We start from the raw sequence: 19040 nt of genomic DNA on the forward strand, positions 1-19040 counted from the left end.
CTGCTGGTCGTCCATGCCGCCGGGCGTTTGCCCGGCGGGTTTGCAGCGGCCTCAGACAACGTGGATACCGTTCTGCACCCAGAGCTGGTGGCTCGGATCCTCCTGCGCCGTATATTGGTTATAGTCGATACCGTCGGCAGTCTGGTTCCCGACCAGGCTCCAGTTGTCCGTCATGTGCACCGAGTCGTTCGCGTCCCCCTTGATGATCAGTGTGTTGTTGCCGGTTTCGGTAATGGCCACCACGTCGGCCAGGTTCAGGGTCAGGGCCACCGAACTGGTGTCGTTGAGGTCGATGATTTCGATGTCGTGCACGCGCCCGACCAGGTTGCCCAGGTCGATGCTGGCATCGCCGCCGCCCCATTGCAGGGTGTCGGTACCGGTGCCGCCGTCGACGCTGGCGAAGTTCTGGTCGACGATCACCAGGGTATCGTCACCCGCGCCACCTTCCAGGGTGATGTGCCCGCCCTGGCTGCCCACCAGGTGGTCGTTGCCGTCGGTGCCAGCCAGTACGTCGGTGGTGGCGGCCACGCTGGCCAGTGCGACTGCCTCGTCACCGCTGTCGGCCACCAGCGAACTGAAGGTGGTAAGGCCGGCAGCGTTGTCCAGGTTGATGGTCAGCGTTGCCGTGTCGGTGGTGCCGTTGGGGTGGGTCAGCTCGTAGGTGAAGGTGTCGTGCTGGCCGACCGCCGCCGAGGTCAGCCCCGAGTTGAGGGTATAGGTGTAGCTGCCATCCGCGTGCACCAGCAAGGTGCCGTAGGTACCGGCCACGCTCACCCCGTTGTAGCCCGGGATGGTGTAGGTGTTGGCCGCCGTCAGTACGCTCAGCACGGTCAGTGCCGAACCCACGTTGTCGTCGGTCAGCAGGTTACCGGTCGCCGCTGTCGCGCCACTGACCACGAACTCGGTCAGGTGCGTGGTGGTGGCGTTGACACTGGTGGTGATCGAACTGGCCAGGCCGATGCCGCCGGCGGTGACCCGCACGTGGTAGGTGCCGGCGCCCTGGTTCTGGAAGGTATACCCTGCGCCGCCGCCGAGCAGGCTGATCAGCGAGCCACCGTTCACCGATTGCACCAGCACATACTGGCCGGTGGCCGGGTTGAGCTTGAGCAGTTCGATGGTGGTGCCGTTGAGCAGGCTCAACAGGTTGGTGGAGTTGACCACCACTTGCAGGTTGGCCGTGGTATCGGCCGCAACCGTGGTGGTGTAGGTGGCCTGCCGTGTGCCGATCAATGGCAGCGTCAGCGAACCGAGCGTGGCACTGCTGGTATCCACGCGGTTGGCCAGGGTCAGGTGGCTGAAGCCGACATCGTTCACTGCGTCGACCACCGTGGCCGGCGCGGCGTAGTTGATGTTGCTCCACACCTCGTTGGCCTGCGGGCTGTCGATGCGCACGTACAGGTTGGCGGTGTCGGACAGACCGTTCGGATGCACCAGCTGGTAGCTGAACACATCCACCTTGCCGACGCTGGCCGGGCTGCCGTTGGGCGTGTAGGTGTAGCTGCCGTCACCATGGATCACCAAGGTGCCGTACAGGCCCTGCACCGTGGTGGCAGTGCCTGCGGCAACGTAGCTGCCGTTCTTCAGTACTTGCAGCACGGCGCCGCTGTCCGGGCCGCGGGCGTCCACGGTGCCATCGGTGCCCACGTCGGTAATGACGTTGCCGGAGGTGGGGGTGCCGGTGCCGGTGAACTGGGTCAGGCTGGTGGCGGTGAGGTCCAGCGTGGTGGTGACCTGGGTCACCAGGCCAATGCCGCCACTGCCCACGGTCAGGCGGTAGTCGCCTGCTCGCAGGCTACCGATATCGACCTGCAGCCCGATCGGCAGCACGATCAGGTCGAGCAGCCCCTGGGTATTGCCAGTGGCGAGGGTTACCCAGTTACCACTGGCGTCTTTGACCTGCAGGGTGAACGTGGCGTTGTTGAGCAGCGCCAGCACGCTGTTGGTGGTCAACGTCAGGGTCGGGTCGACCGTGGTGCCGGCCGCAACCGTCCAGGTGTAGGTCTTGGTGAAGCCCGACAACAGGGTGGTGAAGCTGTCGGTGTAGGTCTTGGTGGCGGTGACCGGCACCAGGTTGACAGTGGCCGTTGCCAGGTTGTCGCTGGCATTGACTGGCGCGTTGGCATCCACATCCGGCGCGGTGATGTTGACGTTGCCCGACACGTTGCCGCGCGGGTCGGCCAAGGTTACCGAGAGGATCTGGCCGTTGTCCTGAGGCGGGCTCAGGGTCACGGTGAAGGTGCCGTTCTGCTGCACCGTTGCGGTTTGCAGCACGGTACCGCTGGCGCTGCGTACGGTCACGGTGGCACCCACTTCGCCGGTACCGGTCAGGGTACCGCCGTCGGCACTGATCACCAGGTTGCCGGCCGCGGCAGGTGGGGTCAGGTCCGGTGCGGTCAGCGCGGTGCCGGTGGACACGTTGCCGGCGCCGTCGGTGAGGGTGACGCTGAGCGCCTGGTTGTCGATTTGCGCGGCGGCCAGGCTGACCACGAACAGGCCGTTGCTGCCCACCGTCGCGGTCCCCAGCACGGTACCGGCGCTGTTGCGCACGGTGACCGTGCTGCCGATCTGGCCAGAACCGCTGACCGAGGTGCCGTTGGCGTTGATGGTGGCCAGCGGTGCGGCCGGCGCGGTGGTGTCCGGGGCCGTCAGACTGGTGCTGGTGGACAGGTTGCCGGCCGCATCGGCCTGGCGCACTACCAGCAGTTGCCCGTCGTTCTGTGGCGAGGTCAGGGTGATGCTGAAGGTACCGTTGGCTTGCACCACGCCAGTACCCACCTGGCCACTCGGGCCTTGCACGGTGACGGTAGCGCCTGCTTCGCCGTTACCGGTCAGTATCGTGCCCGCCCCGTTGATGACCACGTTGGTTGGCACTGCTGGCGGCTGCACATCGACAGCCGTGTAGCTGGTGCTGCCGGACGCGTTGCCGGCGGCGTCGGTCTGGCTTACCCCCAGTACCTGGCCATTGAGCTGCGCGGCGTTGAGGTTGACGGTGAACACGCCCCCGCCATTCACCAACGCCGTGCCAAGCACGTTGTTGCTGGCATCACGCACGGTCACTGTGGCACCGGCCTCACCGGTACCGGTAAGCACCAGGCCGTTGGCTGACAGGCTGGTGACCACCGGGTTGGCCGGTGGGGTGATGTCAGCTGCCTGCAGGAAGACCGGCTGGGATTCGCCACCTAGCAGCGAGACTGCCGTCACCGAGATGTGCTGGCCGTTGAGCTGAGGCGCACTCAAGGTGATGCTGAAGCCACCATTGCCGATGTTGGCGGACCCTGCCCCGATCAGGTTGCCTGCAGCATCGTAGACGCGAATGCTTGCACCGGTTGCCGCCGTACCGGTCAGGGTCAGCCCGTCGCTGCCCAGTACCGCGTTGGTTGGCGGCTCTGGTGGCGGCACCAGCGGGGTGATGTACGTCACGGCTCCCGAGGTGTTGGGTCCGTCGGACTGCGTCACGGAAAGGACTGCGGCTGAGCCCGGCGTCGGCGAAAGGTTGATCTGGAAGTTGCCCGCGGCATCCACCACCCCGGTTCCGATCACGGTTCCGTTGATGCCGCCGATCCTGACGGTGACCGTGGCATTGGCTTCGCCCTTGCCGGTCAACGAGCTGTAGGTGTTGTCGATCGCGAGGTTGCTCACCACCGCGGGCGGTGAGGTGTCGGTGGTCTGGTAGGTAGCGGGTATCGAGGCGTTACCGGCAGTGTCCGTGGACACCACTGTCAGCAACTGGCCGTTGTTCTGTGCCGGGCTGATGGTAACGGTGAACTGGCCGTTGTCACCGACCAACACCTGGCCGACGACGCTGTTGTCCGGCCCGCGCACGGTGATGGTGCTGCCGGCTTCGGCGGTACCGGTCATCGACGTGCCGGCGGCATTGAGCAACAGGTTGCTCGGCTGTACCGGTGGCGTCAGGTCCGGCGCGGTCACCAGCAGTGGCGAAGATGGGTTGCCAGTGGCGTCCTGAGCGATCAGGGTCAGTTGCTGGCCGTTGATCTGCGGGCTGCTCAGGTCAACCACGAAGGTGCCGTCTGGGTCGACCGTCACCTGGCCCAGCAGGTCGCCATTGTTGTTGATCACGGTGACCCGGGTGCCGGCCTCGGCGGTACCGATCAGCTGGGTGCCGCTGTCGTTGATGCTGGCAATCACGGTTGCCGGTGGCGTGATGTCCACCGCCGTCACCGTGCTGATCGGCGACACGTTGCTGCTGCCGTCGGTCAGGGTGACCTGCAACACCTGGCCATTGAGCTGGGCTGCATCCAGGTTGACCGTGAAGGTGCCGTTTGCGGCGACTGTGGCAGTACCGACTTCAGTATTGCCGACATACACGCGCACCGTGGTGCCCGCTTCGCCGGTGCCGGTCAGTACATCGCCTGCCGCATTGAGCCGCAGCTCGGTTGCCGCAGCTGGCGGTGTGTGGTCCGGTGCCAGCACGCTGACGGGTTCGCTGACGTTGCCGGGTGGGTCGGCCTGCAGCACCGACAGGACCTGGTTGTTGATTTGTGCGGGTGACAGTTCGACACGGAAGCTGCCGTCGGCAAGCACCGTGCCGGTACCCAGTACAGTGCCCGCTGCGTTGCTCACGATGACGGTTGCGCCGGCTTCGCCCAAGCCGCTGACCACGCTGCCGTCGGCATTGATCACCACTTGCGTGAGCGGGGCTGGCGGCGTGAAGTCCGGGGTTTGCAGGGTTGCCACTGCCGACACATTGCCGGCCGCGTCGGTCTGGGTGAAGCTGAGCAGCTCGGCGTTGCCCAGTGCCGGGGTGAGGGTGATGGTGAAGTGGCCGCTGGCATCGACGATGGCGCTGCCGATTTGCGCGCCGCCCGGATCCGTCACGGTGACGGTTGCGCCAACTTCCCCGCGCCCGGTGAGGGTGATGCCATCACCGGAAACGGACAGCTGGCTTGGCGCCGCAGGCGGTGTGGTGTCCGGCGCCGTGATGGCGCTGGCGTCAGACTGGTTGCCAGCGGCGTCGGTCAACACCACGTGTACTTGCTGGCCGTTGGCCTGCGGCGAGTTGAGGGTGACCTGGAAGGTGCCGTCGGCGCGTACCACCGCGGTACCCAGCACGCTGCCATCTGCCGCCAGTACCCGCACGCTGGCACCGGCCTCGCCGCTACCGTTGAGCAGGCTGCCGCCCCCGGCGAAGGCCAGGTTGGCGGCGGCATCCGGCGCCACACGGTCGGGCGCGGTCAGGCTGACGCTGTTGGACTCGTTGCCGGCAACGTCCCACTGCACGGCGCTGAGCTGCTCGCCGTTGATTTGCGGGGCGCTCAGGTTGGCGCTGAAGTTGCCGCTGGCATCGACCAGCGCAGTGCCCAGGTCGATACCGCCTTCACCTTTAACGGTGACGGTGGCACCCGGTTCGCCGCGGCCACTGAGAACCAGGCCGTCGCTGGACAGTACCAGGTTGGTCACAGGCAGCGGTGCGGTGGTGTCCGGTGCCAGCAGGGTGGCCGGCAGCGAGACTGCGCCGTCGCTGCCGGTGGCGCTGACCTGCAGCACTTCGCCGTTGGCCTGGGCACTGCCCAGGTTGACGGTGAAGGTGCCGTCGTTGGCGACCGGGCTGCTGCCCAGCAATACGCCATTAGGGCCATACACCTTGACCGTACTGCCCACGGATGCGGTGCCGGTTACCGACAGGCCGTCAGCGGCCAGGACCAGGTTGTCGGGTGTTGCCGGTGCCAGCAGGCCCGGCGCGGTGACGTTTTGCGCAGGGGAGACGTTCTGTGCGGCATCAGCCTGCACCACGCTGAGGCTTTCGCCAGTGATCGCGGCCGGCGACAGGGCCACGCTGAAGTGGCCGTCGGCGCCGACGGTGGCGGTGCCCAGCACGGTATTGTCGGGTGCCCGCACGGTGACAGTTGCGCCTGCTTCGCCATTGCCTGTCAGGGTGGCACCACTGGCGGAGACCGCCAGGTTGGTCACGGCCGCTGGCGGTGTGGTGTCGGCTGCGGTGTAAGGCGCAGCCGGCGACACATTGCCCGCCGCGTCGGTGGCGCTTACCTGCAAGGTCTGGCCGCTGGTCTGGGCACTGCCCAGGGTGACCTGGAAGGTGCCGTTGCTGCTGGCCACCGCCGTGCCCAGCACGTTGCCGCTGGCATCGCGCACGGTCACGGTGCAGCCGGCTTCGGCGTTACCGCTCAGTTGCAGGCCGGTACCCGACAATGCCAGTGCCGTCGGCGCTGCCGGTGGGGTGAAGTCCGGCGCGGTCACCGCTACGGCGGTGGAGGTATTGTTGCCCGCATCGGTCTGGGTCACGCTCAGGTGCTGGGCATTGAGCTGGGCACTGGTGAGGGTGAGGGTGAAGCTGCCATTGGCTGCCACCAGGCCGGTGCCAATGATGGTGCCGTCCGGGCCGCGCACGGTGACGCTGGCGCCTGCCTCGCCGAGGCCGGTCAGGGTCAGGCCGTTGTTGTTCAGCGCCACGTTGGTCAGCGGTGCTGGCGGGGTCAGGTCCGGGGTCGCCACGTTGACCGCTGGCGAGGTGTTGCCGGCGGCGTCCACTTGGGTCACGCCGATGGCCTGGCCGGTGGCTTGCGGGGTATCGAAGGTCACCGTGAAGCGGCCATCGGCACCCACGGTCGCCGTGCCAAGCACAGCCCCCGCGGCATTGCGCACCTGCACCGTGGCACCGGCTTCGCCGCTACCGGACAGTTGCCGGCCGTCCTGGCTCAGCACCGGATTGGTGATCGCGGCAGGCGGTGTCCGGTCTGGCGTGGCCAGGCTGGCCGGGCCGGATACGTTGCCCGCCGCATCGCTGAGGGTAACTTGCAGGGGGCTGCCGCTGGTCTGTGCAGCAGGCAGGGTGATCTGGAACTGGCCGCTCTGGTTGACGGTACCGGTCGCCAGGATGGCACCGCTGGCATCGCGAACCGTGACACTGGCGCCGGCTTCGCCCTGGCCGCTGAGCACGGTAGCCGCGCTGTTGAGGCTGAGGTTGCTGGCCGCCAGCGGTGCCTGCAGGTCGGGCGTCTGCACGCTGGTCGCCAGCGACACGTTGCCGGCTGCGTCGGCCTGGGTAACGATGAGGCTCTGGCCGTTGGCCGTGGTTGGGGCAAGGGTGATGCTGTACAGGCCATTGCTGCCGACCGTACCGGTACCCAGCAGGGTGCCCTGGGCATCGGTGACCCGCACCGTGGCCCCCACTTCGCCCTGGCCGGTAAGCGAACTGCCGTTGGTGCTGAGGTTGGCAGTCGGTGCGTTCGGCGCCGTGGTGTCGTTGGCCACGACGGTGGCCGGCACCGATGGCTGGCCATCGACCGTGGCACGGGCGCTGACTTGCAAGGTCTGGGCATTGAGCTGGGCGTTCTGGAAGAACACACGGAAGCTGCCGTCGCTGCCGACGGTGGCGGTGCCCAGGGTGGTGCCGCCAGAGGTCACGGTGATCAGCGAACCGATGGTGCCGGTACCGGTCAGCAGGAAGCCGTCGGCGCTGATCGCCAGGCCGGCAGGTGTCGCCACTTCGTTGCCGGTCGGGCCTGCCACCGGCACTTCGGTGGAGGTGTTGCCTGCCGGGTCGGTGACTACCACGGTGCCGGTGTCGCCAGTGGCAAGAGGTGGGTCGACCGGCACTACGAACGTGCCGTCCGGGCCTGTGGTGCCGCTGCCGATCGGGTTGCCGTCGGCGTCACGCACGACCACGGTACTGCCCGGTTCGGCGGTGCCGCCCACCGTGCCGCCATCCGGGCTGACGGTCACACCGGTGGCCGGTTGCGGGTCGGTGGTGTCGGGTGCTGTGGTTGTTACTGGTGCCGAATCGTTACCGGCTGCATCGGTCACCACGACAGTCACGGTTTCGCCGTTGGTCTGCGGGGTGTCCAGCGGCACGCTGAAGCTGCCGTCCGGATTGACCGGGGCGGTAACGACATTGCCCGCGCTGTCGGTGACGGTGACCGAACTGGCACCCGGCGCAGTGCCGGTAACAGTCGTGCCGTCTGCGCTGACCGCCACATCGCCGGGCACTGCCGGAGGGGTGATGTCGGGTGCGGTGATCGGGGTGATGTCGGAGACGTTGCCCGCCGCGTCGGTCAGGGTTACTTCCAGCGCCTGGCCATCCAGTTGTGCCGGCGCCAGTGGTACGGTGAAGTTACCCCCCGCTGGCACTACCACGCTGCCGAGCAGGTCGCCAGCGGCGTTGCGCACTTCAACGGTGCTGCCCGCTTCGCCTGTGCCCTGGATGGCATTGCCGCCCTGGGTGATGGTGAGGCCTGCTGGTGCGGCCGGTGCGCTGCTGTCGTCGGCAGTGAAGCTGGCCGAAGGCGAGGCGTTGCCACCGCCATCGATCAGCACCACCGACAAGGTTTCACCGTTGGTCTGGGCTGGCGCGATCGGCACTTCGAAGGTGCCGTCGCCGTTCACTTGGATGGTGCCCAGCAAATCGCCGGCCGCGTTGCGTACTTCCACGGTGCTGCCAGGTTCGCCCTGGCCGCTGAGCAGCGTACCTGCGGCGTTCAGGCCAAGGCCCTGGGCTGGCAGGGGCGCCTCAAGGTCCGGCGCGGTCACGGTGTCCGCAGGCGATGGGTTGCCGGCGTTGTCCGCCTGGCTCACGGTCAAGGTCTGGCCGTTTACCTGTGGCGGGTCGATGGTCACGCTGAAGCTGCCGTCTGGCTGCACGGTGGCGGTGCCTACCACTGCGCCGGCTGTGCCGGTGACGGTGACCTGGGCACCAGGTTCGCCGGTACCGGTCAGGGTGGAGCCGTCGCCGGAGAGGGTCAGGCCACCTGGAATGGCCGGCGCCTCGGTGTCCGGCGCAGCAAGGTCTACGGCTGCCGACAGGTTGCCGCTCGGGTCACGCTGCTCTACGGTCAGCGCCTGGCCGTTGGTTTGCGCTGTGCCGAGGGTGACTTCGAACGCGCCGCCTGCGCCGACCACCACGCTGCCCAGCACGCTGCCATCCGGCCCGCGCACGGTGACGGTAGCGCCCGGCTCGCCGATACCCGTAACGAGGGTACCGCTATCGTCAATGGCCGGGCTGCCGACCACCTGTGGCGGGGTAGAGTCCGGTGCAGTGAAGTCCACCGGCCCGGCACTGTTGCCCCGGCTGTCGGTGGCATCCACGGTCAGGCTTTCGCCGTTGCGCTGTGGCGCGTTCAGGGTAACGTCGAAGCGGCCGTCGCCGCCCACGGTAGTGGTGCCTAGTACATTACCGTCAGCATCGCGCACGGTGATGATCGAGCCACTCTGGCCCTGGCCGGTCAGGTGCACGCCGGCGCTGTCGATGGCCAGGCCCGAAGGTTGCAGCGGGCCGTCCAGGTCCGGCGCGGTGATGGTTGCCGTCGAGCTGTTGCCGGCGGCATCGCGCAGCACCACGTCCAGTTCCTGGCCGTCGGTCTGCGGTGGGTTGAGCTGCACGCTGATGACCCCGTCGGCGCCGACTTGGGCATTGCCCAGCACGTTGCCCTGGGCATCGGTGACCTGCACCGTGGTGCCGGGCTCGCCGCGCCCGGTGAGGGTGCTGCCATCGTTGCTCAGTTGCAGTTCGCTCGCCTCGTTGGGCGGCGTGATGTCCGGGGCGCTGACCTGGGTCGGCAGCGACGTGTTGCCATCTGCGTCGATCGCGACCACATCCAGCAGTTCGCCGTTGGCCTGGGCAGGTGAGAGACCGATGTTGAAGCTACCGTCGTTGCCAGCCTGGATGCTGCCTATCAGGTTGCCCTGGGCATCGTGCACCTCTACCAGGCTGCCTGGCGGGGCCGAACCGCTGATGGAACTGCCATCGGCAGCCACAACCAGCCCACTCGGGCTGTCCGGTACCGCGGTGGCCGGCACGATGATGGTGAGGCCTACCGAAGGGTTGCCGGCAGCATCGGTCTGCACCAGCACCAGGGCTTCACCGGCAATGACCGGGCTGTCGAGGTTGACCAGGAATGTGCCATTTGCCGAGACGGTGCCGGTACCGATCACGGTGCCGTTGGCATCGCGCACCTCTACCGTGGCACCGGCTTCGCCGCGCCCGGAAACGACCAGGCTGCCAGCACCCGCAATGACGTTGCTGATGATGCCTGGCGGGGTGATATCCGGGGTGGCGTAGCTCAGCGACACCGAGCTGTTGCCGGCTGCATCGGTCACCCTGACCGACACGGTTTCGCCGTTGGCCTGCGCCGGGTTCAGGGTAAGGCTGAAGCTGCCGTTCTGCCCGGCGATTGTGCTGCCGATCAGGTTGCCGGAGGCATCGCGCACATCCACCCGCGCACCTGCTTCGGCCGTACCGGTCAGGGTCACGCCATCGGCCAGCGCCAGGCCGGTCGGTTGCAGCGGTGCCACATGGTCGGGTGCAGTCAGCGGGCTTGGTGTGGACACGTTGCCAGCGGCATCGGTCAGGGTTACTTGCAGGGACGAGCCGTCGATCACCGGCGTTGGCAGTGTGACGGTGAAGCTGCCGTCTGCCTGCACGGTGCCGCTGCCCAGAACCTGGCCCTGGTCGTTGCGTACTTCCACGGTCGCGCCCGCTTCGCCGCGGCCCGAGACGGTACGGCCATCGTTGCTGATGACCAGGTTGCTGGCCGGGTCCGGTGGCGTGGTATCGCCACCGTTGTCGACAATGGGGGCCGTGATCGAGCCGGCCTGCGAGGCATTGCTGGCAGCGTCGGTGGCGGTGACTTGCAGCTGTTCGCCCGCCACTTGCGGTGGGGTGAGGGTGATTTCGAAGGCACCGCTGGCACCGACCACCACGCTACCCAGCACGGTGGTGCCATCGGCCGCCAGCACGCGCACGGTGCTGCCCGCCTCGGCGCGGCCGCTTACCACGGTACCGTCGGCGGCGATTACCAGGTCGCTTGGCGCGACTGGCGGGGTAATGTCTGGCGCGCTGACCTGCACCGGCAGCGACGAGGTGCCGTTGCTGTCGATGGCCACCACGTCCAGTAGCTCGCCGTTGGCCTGGGCCGGGTTGAGCACCACGGTGAAGGTGCCTTCGGCACCGACCACGATGCTGCCGACCAGCGTGCCGTTGGCATCGTGTACTTCCACGCGGCTGCCGGCCGGGGCCGAGCCGCTGATGCTGGTGCCGTCTTCGGCGACTACCAGGCCGCTCGGGCTGGTTGGCGTGACCACCAGCGGCACGTCGTAGGTCAGGGCCTCGGAGGCATTGCCGCTCGGGTCGGTCTGCACCAGGCTCAGGCGCGCGCCTGGCAGTGCAGCCGGGTCTAGGTCGAGCAGGAAGGTCCCGTTCGCGGTTACCAGGCCACTGCCGATCAGCGTGCCGTTGGCGTCACGCACTTCGACCGAGGCACCCGCTTCGCCACGACCGCTCAGGGTAAGGCCGTCGGCGCCGACCACGATGTTGCTGACCTCGGCAGGCGGGGTGATGTCCGGAGCATCGAACTGCAGGGGTGTCGACACGTTACCGGCAGCATCCACCAGGCGAATGTCGAGGACTTCGCCATTGGCCTGGGCCGGCGACAGGGTGACGCTGAAACTGCCATTTCCGTTGACCAGGCCAGTGCCTATCACGTTGCCCGAGGCATCGCGTACCTGCACGGTGGCACCGGGCTCGCCGCTACCGCTCAGGGTAACGCCGTCGGCCAGGGCCAGGCCGGTCGGCTGGGCCGGCGCCTGCAGGTCCGGGGTTACCACCGAAGCTGGCGCAGAGGCATTGCCGGCGGCATCGGTCAGCACTACCTGCAGGGTGCTGCCGTCCTTGACGGGCGGGTCGAGGGTGATCTGGAAGCTGCCATCCGGGTTGACTGTACCGTTGGCCACTACATTGCCCTGGGCATCGCGTACCTGCACGCTGGCACCGGCTTCGCCACGGCCGCTGAGCTGGGCGCCGGCCAGGCCGACGACCAGGTTGCTCGCGGCGTCGGGTGGCGTGGTGTCGCCACCGTCGATGTCTGGCGCGGTAACGCTGCCGGCACTGGAGGCATTGCCGGCAGCGTCGGTGGCAGTGACTTGCAGTACCTCGCCGTTCACCTGCGCCGGGTTGAGGGTAATGCTGAAGCTGCCGGTGGCGCCGACCACCACGGTGCCGAGCACAGTGGTGCCATCGGCGGCCAGCACGCGCACGGTGCTGCCCGCTTCGGCGCGGCCGGTGACCACAGTGCCGTTGGCGTTGATCGCAAGCTCACCGGGGATGGCGGGCGGGGTGATATCCGGGGCGCTGACTTGTACTGGCAGCGACGAGGCACCCGTGGCGTCGATTGCCACCACATCGAGCAGTTCGCCGTTGGCCTGGGCCGGGTTGAGGATGACGGTGAAGGTACCTTCGGCACCCACCACTACACTGCCGACCAGTGTGCCGTTGGCGTCATGCACCTCCACACGGCTACCGGCCGGTGCGGTACCGGTGATACTGCCACCATCGGCAGCCACCACCAGGTCGCTCGGGCTGGCCGGCGTGGTGGTGGACGGTACTTCGAATTGCAGCGCGTCGGAGGCGTTGCCGCTCGGGTCGGTCTGCACCAGGCTCAGTTGCTCGCCCGGCTGCACGGCGGGGTCGAGGTTGACGGTGAAGGTGCCGTTGGCGCCGACGATCACACTGCCGATCAGCGTGCCGTTGGCATCGCGCACTTCGACAGTGGCACCGGCTTCGCCACGACCACTGAGCACCAGGCCATCGGCACCGACCACGATGTTGCTGACCGCGGCTGGCGGGGTGATGTCCGGCGCCGTGAACTCCAGCGGTGCCGAGCCGTTGCCGGCGGCATCCACCACACGCACTTCCAGCGCCTCGCCATTGGCCTGGGCGGGGAACAGGGTGACGCTGAAGGTGCCGTCATCATTCACCAGGCCGGTGCCGATCAGGGTGCCGGCAGCGTTGCGTACCTGCACGGTGGCGCCGGGTTCGCCGCGGCCGGTGAAGGTGACGCCATCGGCCAGGGCCAGCTCAGTGGGTTGGGCCGGGGCTTGCAGGTCTGGCGAAGCGACCGAGCCGGGTTGCGAGACGTTGCCGGCAGCGTCGGTCAGGGTTACCTGCAGTGTGCTGCCATCGGTGACGGCCGGGCTCAGGGTGATGGCGAAGGTGCCATCCGGGTTGACTGTGCCGCTGGCAATCACATTGCCTGCGGCATCGCGCACCTGCACGCTGGCACCGGCTTCGCCACGACCGTTCAGCTGGCTGCCGGTAGCGTTGACCAGCAGGGCAGTTGGCGCTTCTGGCGGCGTGGTGTCGCCGCCGTCGATGTCCGGCGCGGTGACGCTGCCGGCCGTGGAGGCATTGCCGGCCGCGTCGGTGGCGGTGACTTGCAGTACCTCGCCGTTCACCTGCGGCGGGTCGAGGGTGATGCTGAAGCTGCCGGTGGCGCCGACCACCACGCTGCCAAGTACGGTGGTGCCATCGGCGGCCAGCACGCGCACGGTGCTGCCTGGCTCGGCACGGCCGGTAACCACACTGCCGTCGGCATTAATTACCAAATCGCTCGGGGCGACCGGTGGGGTGATGTCCGGTGCGGTTATCTGCACCGGCAGCGACGAAGCGCCGCTGCCATCGATGGCCACCACATCCAGCAGCTCGCCATTGGCCTGGGCCGGGTCGAGGGTGACGGTGAAGCTGCCATCAGGGCCTGCCACCACGCTGCCGATCAGCGTGCCGTTGGCATCATGCACTTCCACGCGGCTGCCAGCAGGCGCGGTTCCGCTGATGCTGCTGCCGTCCTCGGCGAACACCAGGTCGCTTGGGCTGGCCGGGGCGGTGGTAACCGGCACTTCGAACTGCAGCGCCTCGGAGGCATTGCCGCTTGGGTCGGTCTGCACCAGGCTCAGTTGCTCGCCAGGTTGCACAGCCGGGCTCAGGTCGATGAGGAAGGTGCCGTTAGCCGCAACCACGCCAGTGCCGATCAGCGTGCCATTGGCATCGCGCACCTCGACGGTGGCGCCGGCTTCGCCGCGACCACTCAGGGCCAGCCCGCCACCGCCGATCACGATATTGCTGACCGCCGCAGGCGGGGTGATGTCCGGTGCGTCGAACTGCAGCGGCACAGAGCTGTTGCCGGCAGCATCCACCAGGCGCACGTCCAGCGCCTCACCGTTGGCCTGGGCAGGCGACAGGGAGAGGCTGAACAGGCCGTCGGCACCGACTACGCCGGTACCGATCACGGTGCCGGTGGCATCGCGTACCTGTACGGTGGCACCCGGCTCGCCGCGGCCGTTGAAGGTAACGCCATTGATCAGCACTAGCTCGGTGGGCTGCGCAGGCGGCTGCAGGTCTGGCGAGGTGACCGAGCCGGGTGGCGAAACGTTGCCGGCGGCATCGGTCAGGGTCACTTGCAAGGCGCTGCCGTCGTTTACGGGCGGGGTCAGGGTGATGGCGAAGCTGCCGTCTGCACCTACGGTACCGGTAGCCAGGACATTACCTGCGGCATCACGCACTTCCACGTTGGTGCCCGGTTCGCCGTGCCCGCTCAGGCGGCTGCCGGCCAGGTCGATGACCAGGTCGGTAGGCGCTGCGGGTGGCGTGGTATCGACACCGTCGAGGTCTGGCGCGGTCACTGCACTGGTTGGCGAGGTATTGCCCGCAGCATCGGTGGCAGTGGCTTGCAGCACTTCACCATCAATCTGTGGCGGAGCCAGGTTGATGCTGAACACACCGGTCGGGCCGACCACCGCGGTGCCCAGTTCGGTGCCGTCGGCGGCGACGATGCGCACGGTGCTGCCCGGCTCGGCGCGGCCAGTGATGACGCTGCCGTCAGCGCTTACGGCCAGCTCGGCTGGCGCAGCCGGTGCGGTGATATCGGGCGCAGTGATCTGGGTGGGGATGGACGAAACGCCATCGGCATCGATGGCCACCACGTTCAGCAGTTCGCCGTTGGCCTGGGCCGGGGTCAGTTCGATGCTGAAGGTGCCGTCGGCATTGGCAATGGCGCTACCGATCAAGGCGCCGCTGGCGTCGTGCACTTCCACACGGCTGCCGGCAGGGGCACTACCGGTGAGGGTGGTGCCATCGGCATCGATGGCCAGCCCGCTGGGGCTGACCGGGGCAGTGGTCAGCGGCACATCGTATTCGAGCGGGGCCGAGGCGTTGCCGCTTGGGTCCACCTGCAGCAGCGTCAGCTGGTCGCCGGGTTGTACGGCCGGGTCAAGGCTGATCAGGAAGGTGCCGTTGGCCGTGACTACGCCACGGCCCAGCAGGTTGCCATCGGCATCGCGCACCTCCACCGAGGCACCGGCCTCACCGCGGCCACTCAGGGTCGTGCCGCCCGGGCCGACCAGGATGTCGCTGACGGTATCCGGCGGGGTGATGTCCGGGGCGTTGAATTGCAGCGGTGCCGAAGCATTGCCCGCGGCATCCACCAGGCGTACATCCAGCGCTTCGCCATTGGCCTGGGCAGGCGACAGGGTCAGGCTGAACAGCCCGTCGGCGCCGACGATACCGGTGCCGATGAGGTTACCGGCAGCATCGCGCACCTGCACGGTGGCGCCCGGCTCGCCGCGACCGGTAAAGGTCACGCCATCGGCCAGGGCGAGGTCGGTCGGCTGGGCGGGTGGCAGCAGGTCGGCCGAAGTTACCGAACCTGGCGGCGAGACGTTGCCAGCGGCATCGGTCAGGGTGACTTGCAAGGTGCTGCCGTCTTTTACGGCAGGGGCCAGGGTGACGGCGAAGGTGCCATCTGCGCCGACGGTGCCGGTGGCGATGAGGTTGCCGGCGGCGTCACGTACCTGCACGGTGGTGCCGGCTTCGCCACGGCCGCTGAGCTGGCTGCCGGCCAGGCCGATGACCAGGTCGATAGGTGCATCTGGCGGCGTGGTGTCGCCGCCGTCGATATCCGGGGCGGTGACCGAGCTGGCCACGGACGTGTTGCCAGCGGCATCGGACGCGGTAGCTTGCAGTACCTCGCCGTCGACTTGCGGCGGGTTGAGGGTGATGCTGAACACACCGGTGGCGCCCACTACGGCAGTGCCCAGTTCGGTGCCGTCGGCGCCGACGATGCGCACGGTGCTGCCCGGTTCGGCGCGGCCGGTGAGCACGGTGCCGTCAGCACTGACGGCCAGTTCGGTCGGCGCGGCCGGGGCGGTGATGTCCGGGGCAGTGATCTGTGCGGGCAGCGACGATACGCCGCTGTCATCGATGGCAACGACATCGAGCAGTTCGCCGTTGGCCTGGGCCGGGTTCAGTTCGATGCTGAAGCTGCCGTCGGCATTGGCAATGCCGCTGCCGATCAGTGTGCCATTGGCGTCATGCACTTCCACCCGGCTGCCGGCCGGGGCGGTACCAGTCAGGGTGGTGCCGTCGGCGTCGATGGCCAGGTTGCTCGGGCTGTCCGGGGCAGTGGTCAGCGGCACGTCGTATTCGAGGGCTACCGAGGCATTGCCGCTCGCATCGGTCTGCACCAGGCTCAGGTGTTCGCCGGGTTGGGCGGCTGGGCTCAGGTCGATCAGGAAGGTGCCGTTGGCACCGACCACGCCGGTACCGATCACGGTGCCGTTGGCATCACGCACCTCGACCGTGGCACCCGGTTCGCCGCGGCCGCTCAGGGCCACGCCACCGGCGCCGACCACGATGTTGCTGACCGCGTCTGGCGGGGTGATGTCCGGGGCATCGAATTGCAGCGGTGCCGACGTGTTGCCGGCAGCGTCCACCAGGCGCACGTCGAGCGCTTCGCCATTGGCCTGGGCAGGCGACAGGGTCAGGCTGAACAGCCCGTCGGCGCCGACTACACCGGTGCCGATGAGGTTACCGGCGACATCGCGCACCTGTACGGTGGCGCCCGGCTCGCCGCGACCGGTGAAGGTCACGCCATCGGCCAGGGCGAGGTCGGTCGGTTGTGCGGGCGGCAGCAGGTCGGCCGAAGTTACTGAGCCTGGCGGCGACACGTTGCCGGCGGCATCGGTGAGGGTGACTTGCAAGGTACTGCCGTCATTCACGGCAGGGGCCAGGGTGACGGCGAAGGTGCCATCTGCGCCGACGGTGCCGGTGGCGATGATGTTGCCTGCGGCGTCACGCACCTGCACGGTGGTGCCGGCCTCGCCACGGCCGCTGAGCTGGCTGCCGGCCAGGCCAATCACAAGATCGGTCGGTGCCAGCGGCGGCGTGGTGTCGCCGCCGTCGATGTCCGGTGCGGTGACCGAGCTGGCCACGGACGTGTTGCCAGCGGCATCGGACGCGGTAGCTTGCAGTACCTCGCCGTCGACTTGTGGCGGGTTGAGGGTGATGCTGAACACTCCGGTGGCACCCACTACGGCAGTGCCCAGTTCGGTGCCGTCGGCGCCGACAATGCGCACGGTGCTGCCCGGTTCGGCGCGGCCGGTGAGCACGGTGCCGTCAGCGCTGACGGCCAGTTCGGTCGGCGCGGCAGGGGCGGTGATGTCCGGGGCGGTGATCTGGGCTGGCAGCGACGACACGCCGCTGTCATCGATGGCAACGACATCGAGCAGTTCGCCGTTGGACTGGGCCGGGTTCAGTTCGATGCTGAAGCTGCCGTCGGCATTGGCAATGCCGCTGCCGATCAGTGTGCCATTGGCGTCATGCACTTCCACCCGGCTGCCGGCCGGGGCGGTACCAGTCAGGGTGGTGCCGTCGGCGTCGATGGCCAGATTGCTCGGGCTGTCCGGGGCAGTGGTCAGCGGCACGTCGTATTCGGTCGCCGGCGACACGTTGCCGCTCGTGTCCACCTGCACCAGGCTCAGGTGTTCGCCGGGCTGTGCGGCTGGACTGAGGTCGACCAGGAAGGTGCCGTTGGCACTCACCACACCGGTGCCGATTACGTTGCCGTTGGCATCGCGTACCTCGACGGTGGCGCCAGGTTCACCGCGACCGCTCAGGGCTGTGCCACCCGGGCCGACCAGGATGTCGCTCACGGCTTCGGGCGGGGTGATGTCCGGGGCGGTGAATTCCAGTGGGATCGAGCTGTTGCCGGCGGCATCCACCTGGCGGATATCCAGCGCTTCGCCATTGGCCTGGGCCGGTGACAGGGTGAGGCTGAACAGGCCATCGGCGCCAACGGTGCCGGTGCCAATGATGTTGCCGGCCGCATCACGCACCTGCACGGTGGCACCCGGCTCGCCGCGACCGGTGAGGGTTACACCGTTGGCCAGGGCCAGGTTGGTCGGCTGGTCGGGGGCGGTGGTGTCGGGGTTGTCGACGTCTGGTGCATTGATGCCGGCAGCCGGCGAGGTGTTGCCGGCTGCATCGGTGGCGCTGACTTGCAGGGCCTGGCCATCGGTTTGTGGCGGTTGCAGGGTGATGCTGAACAGGCCGTCCGCACCGGCTACCGCAGTGCCCAGTACTGCACCGTCGGCGCCGCGCACGGTAACGGTCGAGCCAGCTTCGGCGCGACCGGTGAGGGTGGAGCCCTGGGCATCGATGGCCAGTTCGGTCGGCGCCAGTGGCGCAGTCACATCCGGGGCAGTGACGGTGCCGGGCGCCGAGACGTTGCCCGCGCCATCGGTGAGGGTGACTTGCAGGTTCTCGCTGTTGATCTGCGGCGGGTTCAGGACCACGTTGAAGCTGCCATCGGCGGCCACGGTGCCGCTGCCGATGATGTTGCCGGCGGCGTCACGGATGTTCACCGTGGCGCCCGCTTCGCCGCGGCCGGTCAGGCGCAGGCCTTCCGGCGATACCAGCAGGTCGATGGGCGTGGCCGGTGCGGTGGTGTCCGGGTCGGAACCGCCGCTGCTGCCGCCACCACCGTTGTCAGCCGTTGCTGCCGCGCCGCCGACACCCAGCAGGCTGAGCCCGGCAATTGCCCAGGTTGGCATGGCGCTACCGGCAGTGCCGATACCCGCGACCAGTTCGTCCAGCGAGGTCACATCTTCAAAGGTGAAGCCGGTGAAGGCCGTTGCATCGTACTGGGCGTGCCACAGGGTGCCGTCTTCGCCGACGAAGACGATGTCGCTGCCGACCCCGGCCTGGTCCACGGCGAAGAAGTTGCCGATGGTGACCTTTTCACCGGACTTCAGGGTCACGATCAGATCTTGCCCACGTTGGGTCACGGTGGCGATCTGGTCGGGGGCTACCGGCATCTGCACGACGCCCGGACCTTTCAGGTTGATATTGCCCCAGGCGCTCTGAGTGGCGACTTCGGATTGCTTATCGGCGACGACGATGTTTTCCATGGATGCTCCCTGCTGGTATCCGAATCCCAGGCCCGACTCTTCGGGCCACA

1 protein-coding gene is annotated in these 19040 nt (G+C 68.0%); it reads right to left on the reverse strand.

Annotated features, from left to right (window positions below):
* Nucleotides 1-51: 51 nt before the first annotated feature.
* Nucleotides 52-18990, reverse strand: a complete 18939-nt coding sequence (locus ACFY9W_RS00535; RefSeq protein WP_391124337.1) for a BapA/Bap/LapF family large adhesin — start codon at nucleotides 18988-18990, stop codon at nucleotides 52-54.
* Nucleotides 18991-19040 lie beyond the last annotated feature (50 nt).

Origin of the sequence: Pseudomonas sp. NPDC008258 (assembly GCF_042956345.1) — a bacterium.
In the GTDB taxonomy this organism is placed as follows: Bacteria; Pseudomonadota; Gammaproteobacteria; order Pseudomonadales; family Pseudomonadaceae; genus Aquipseudomonas.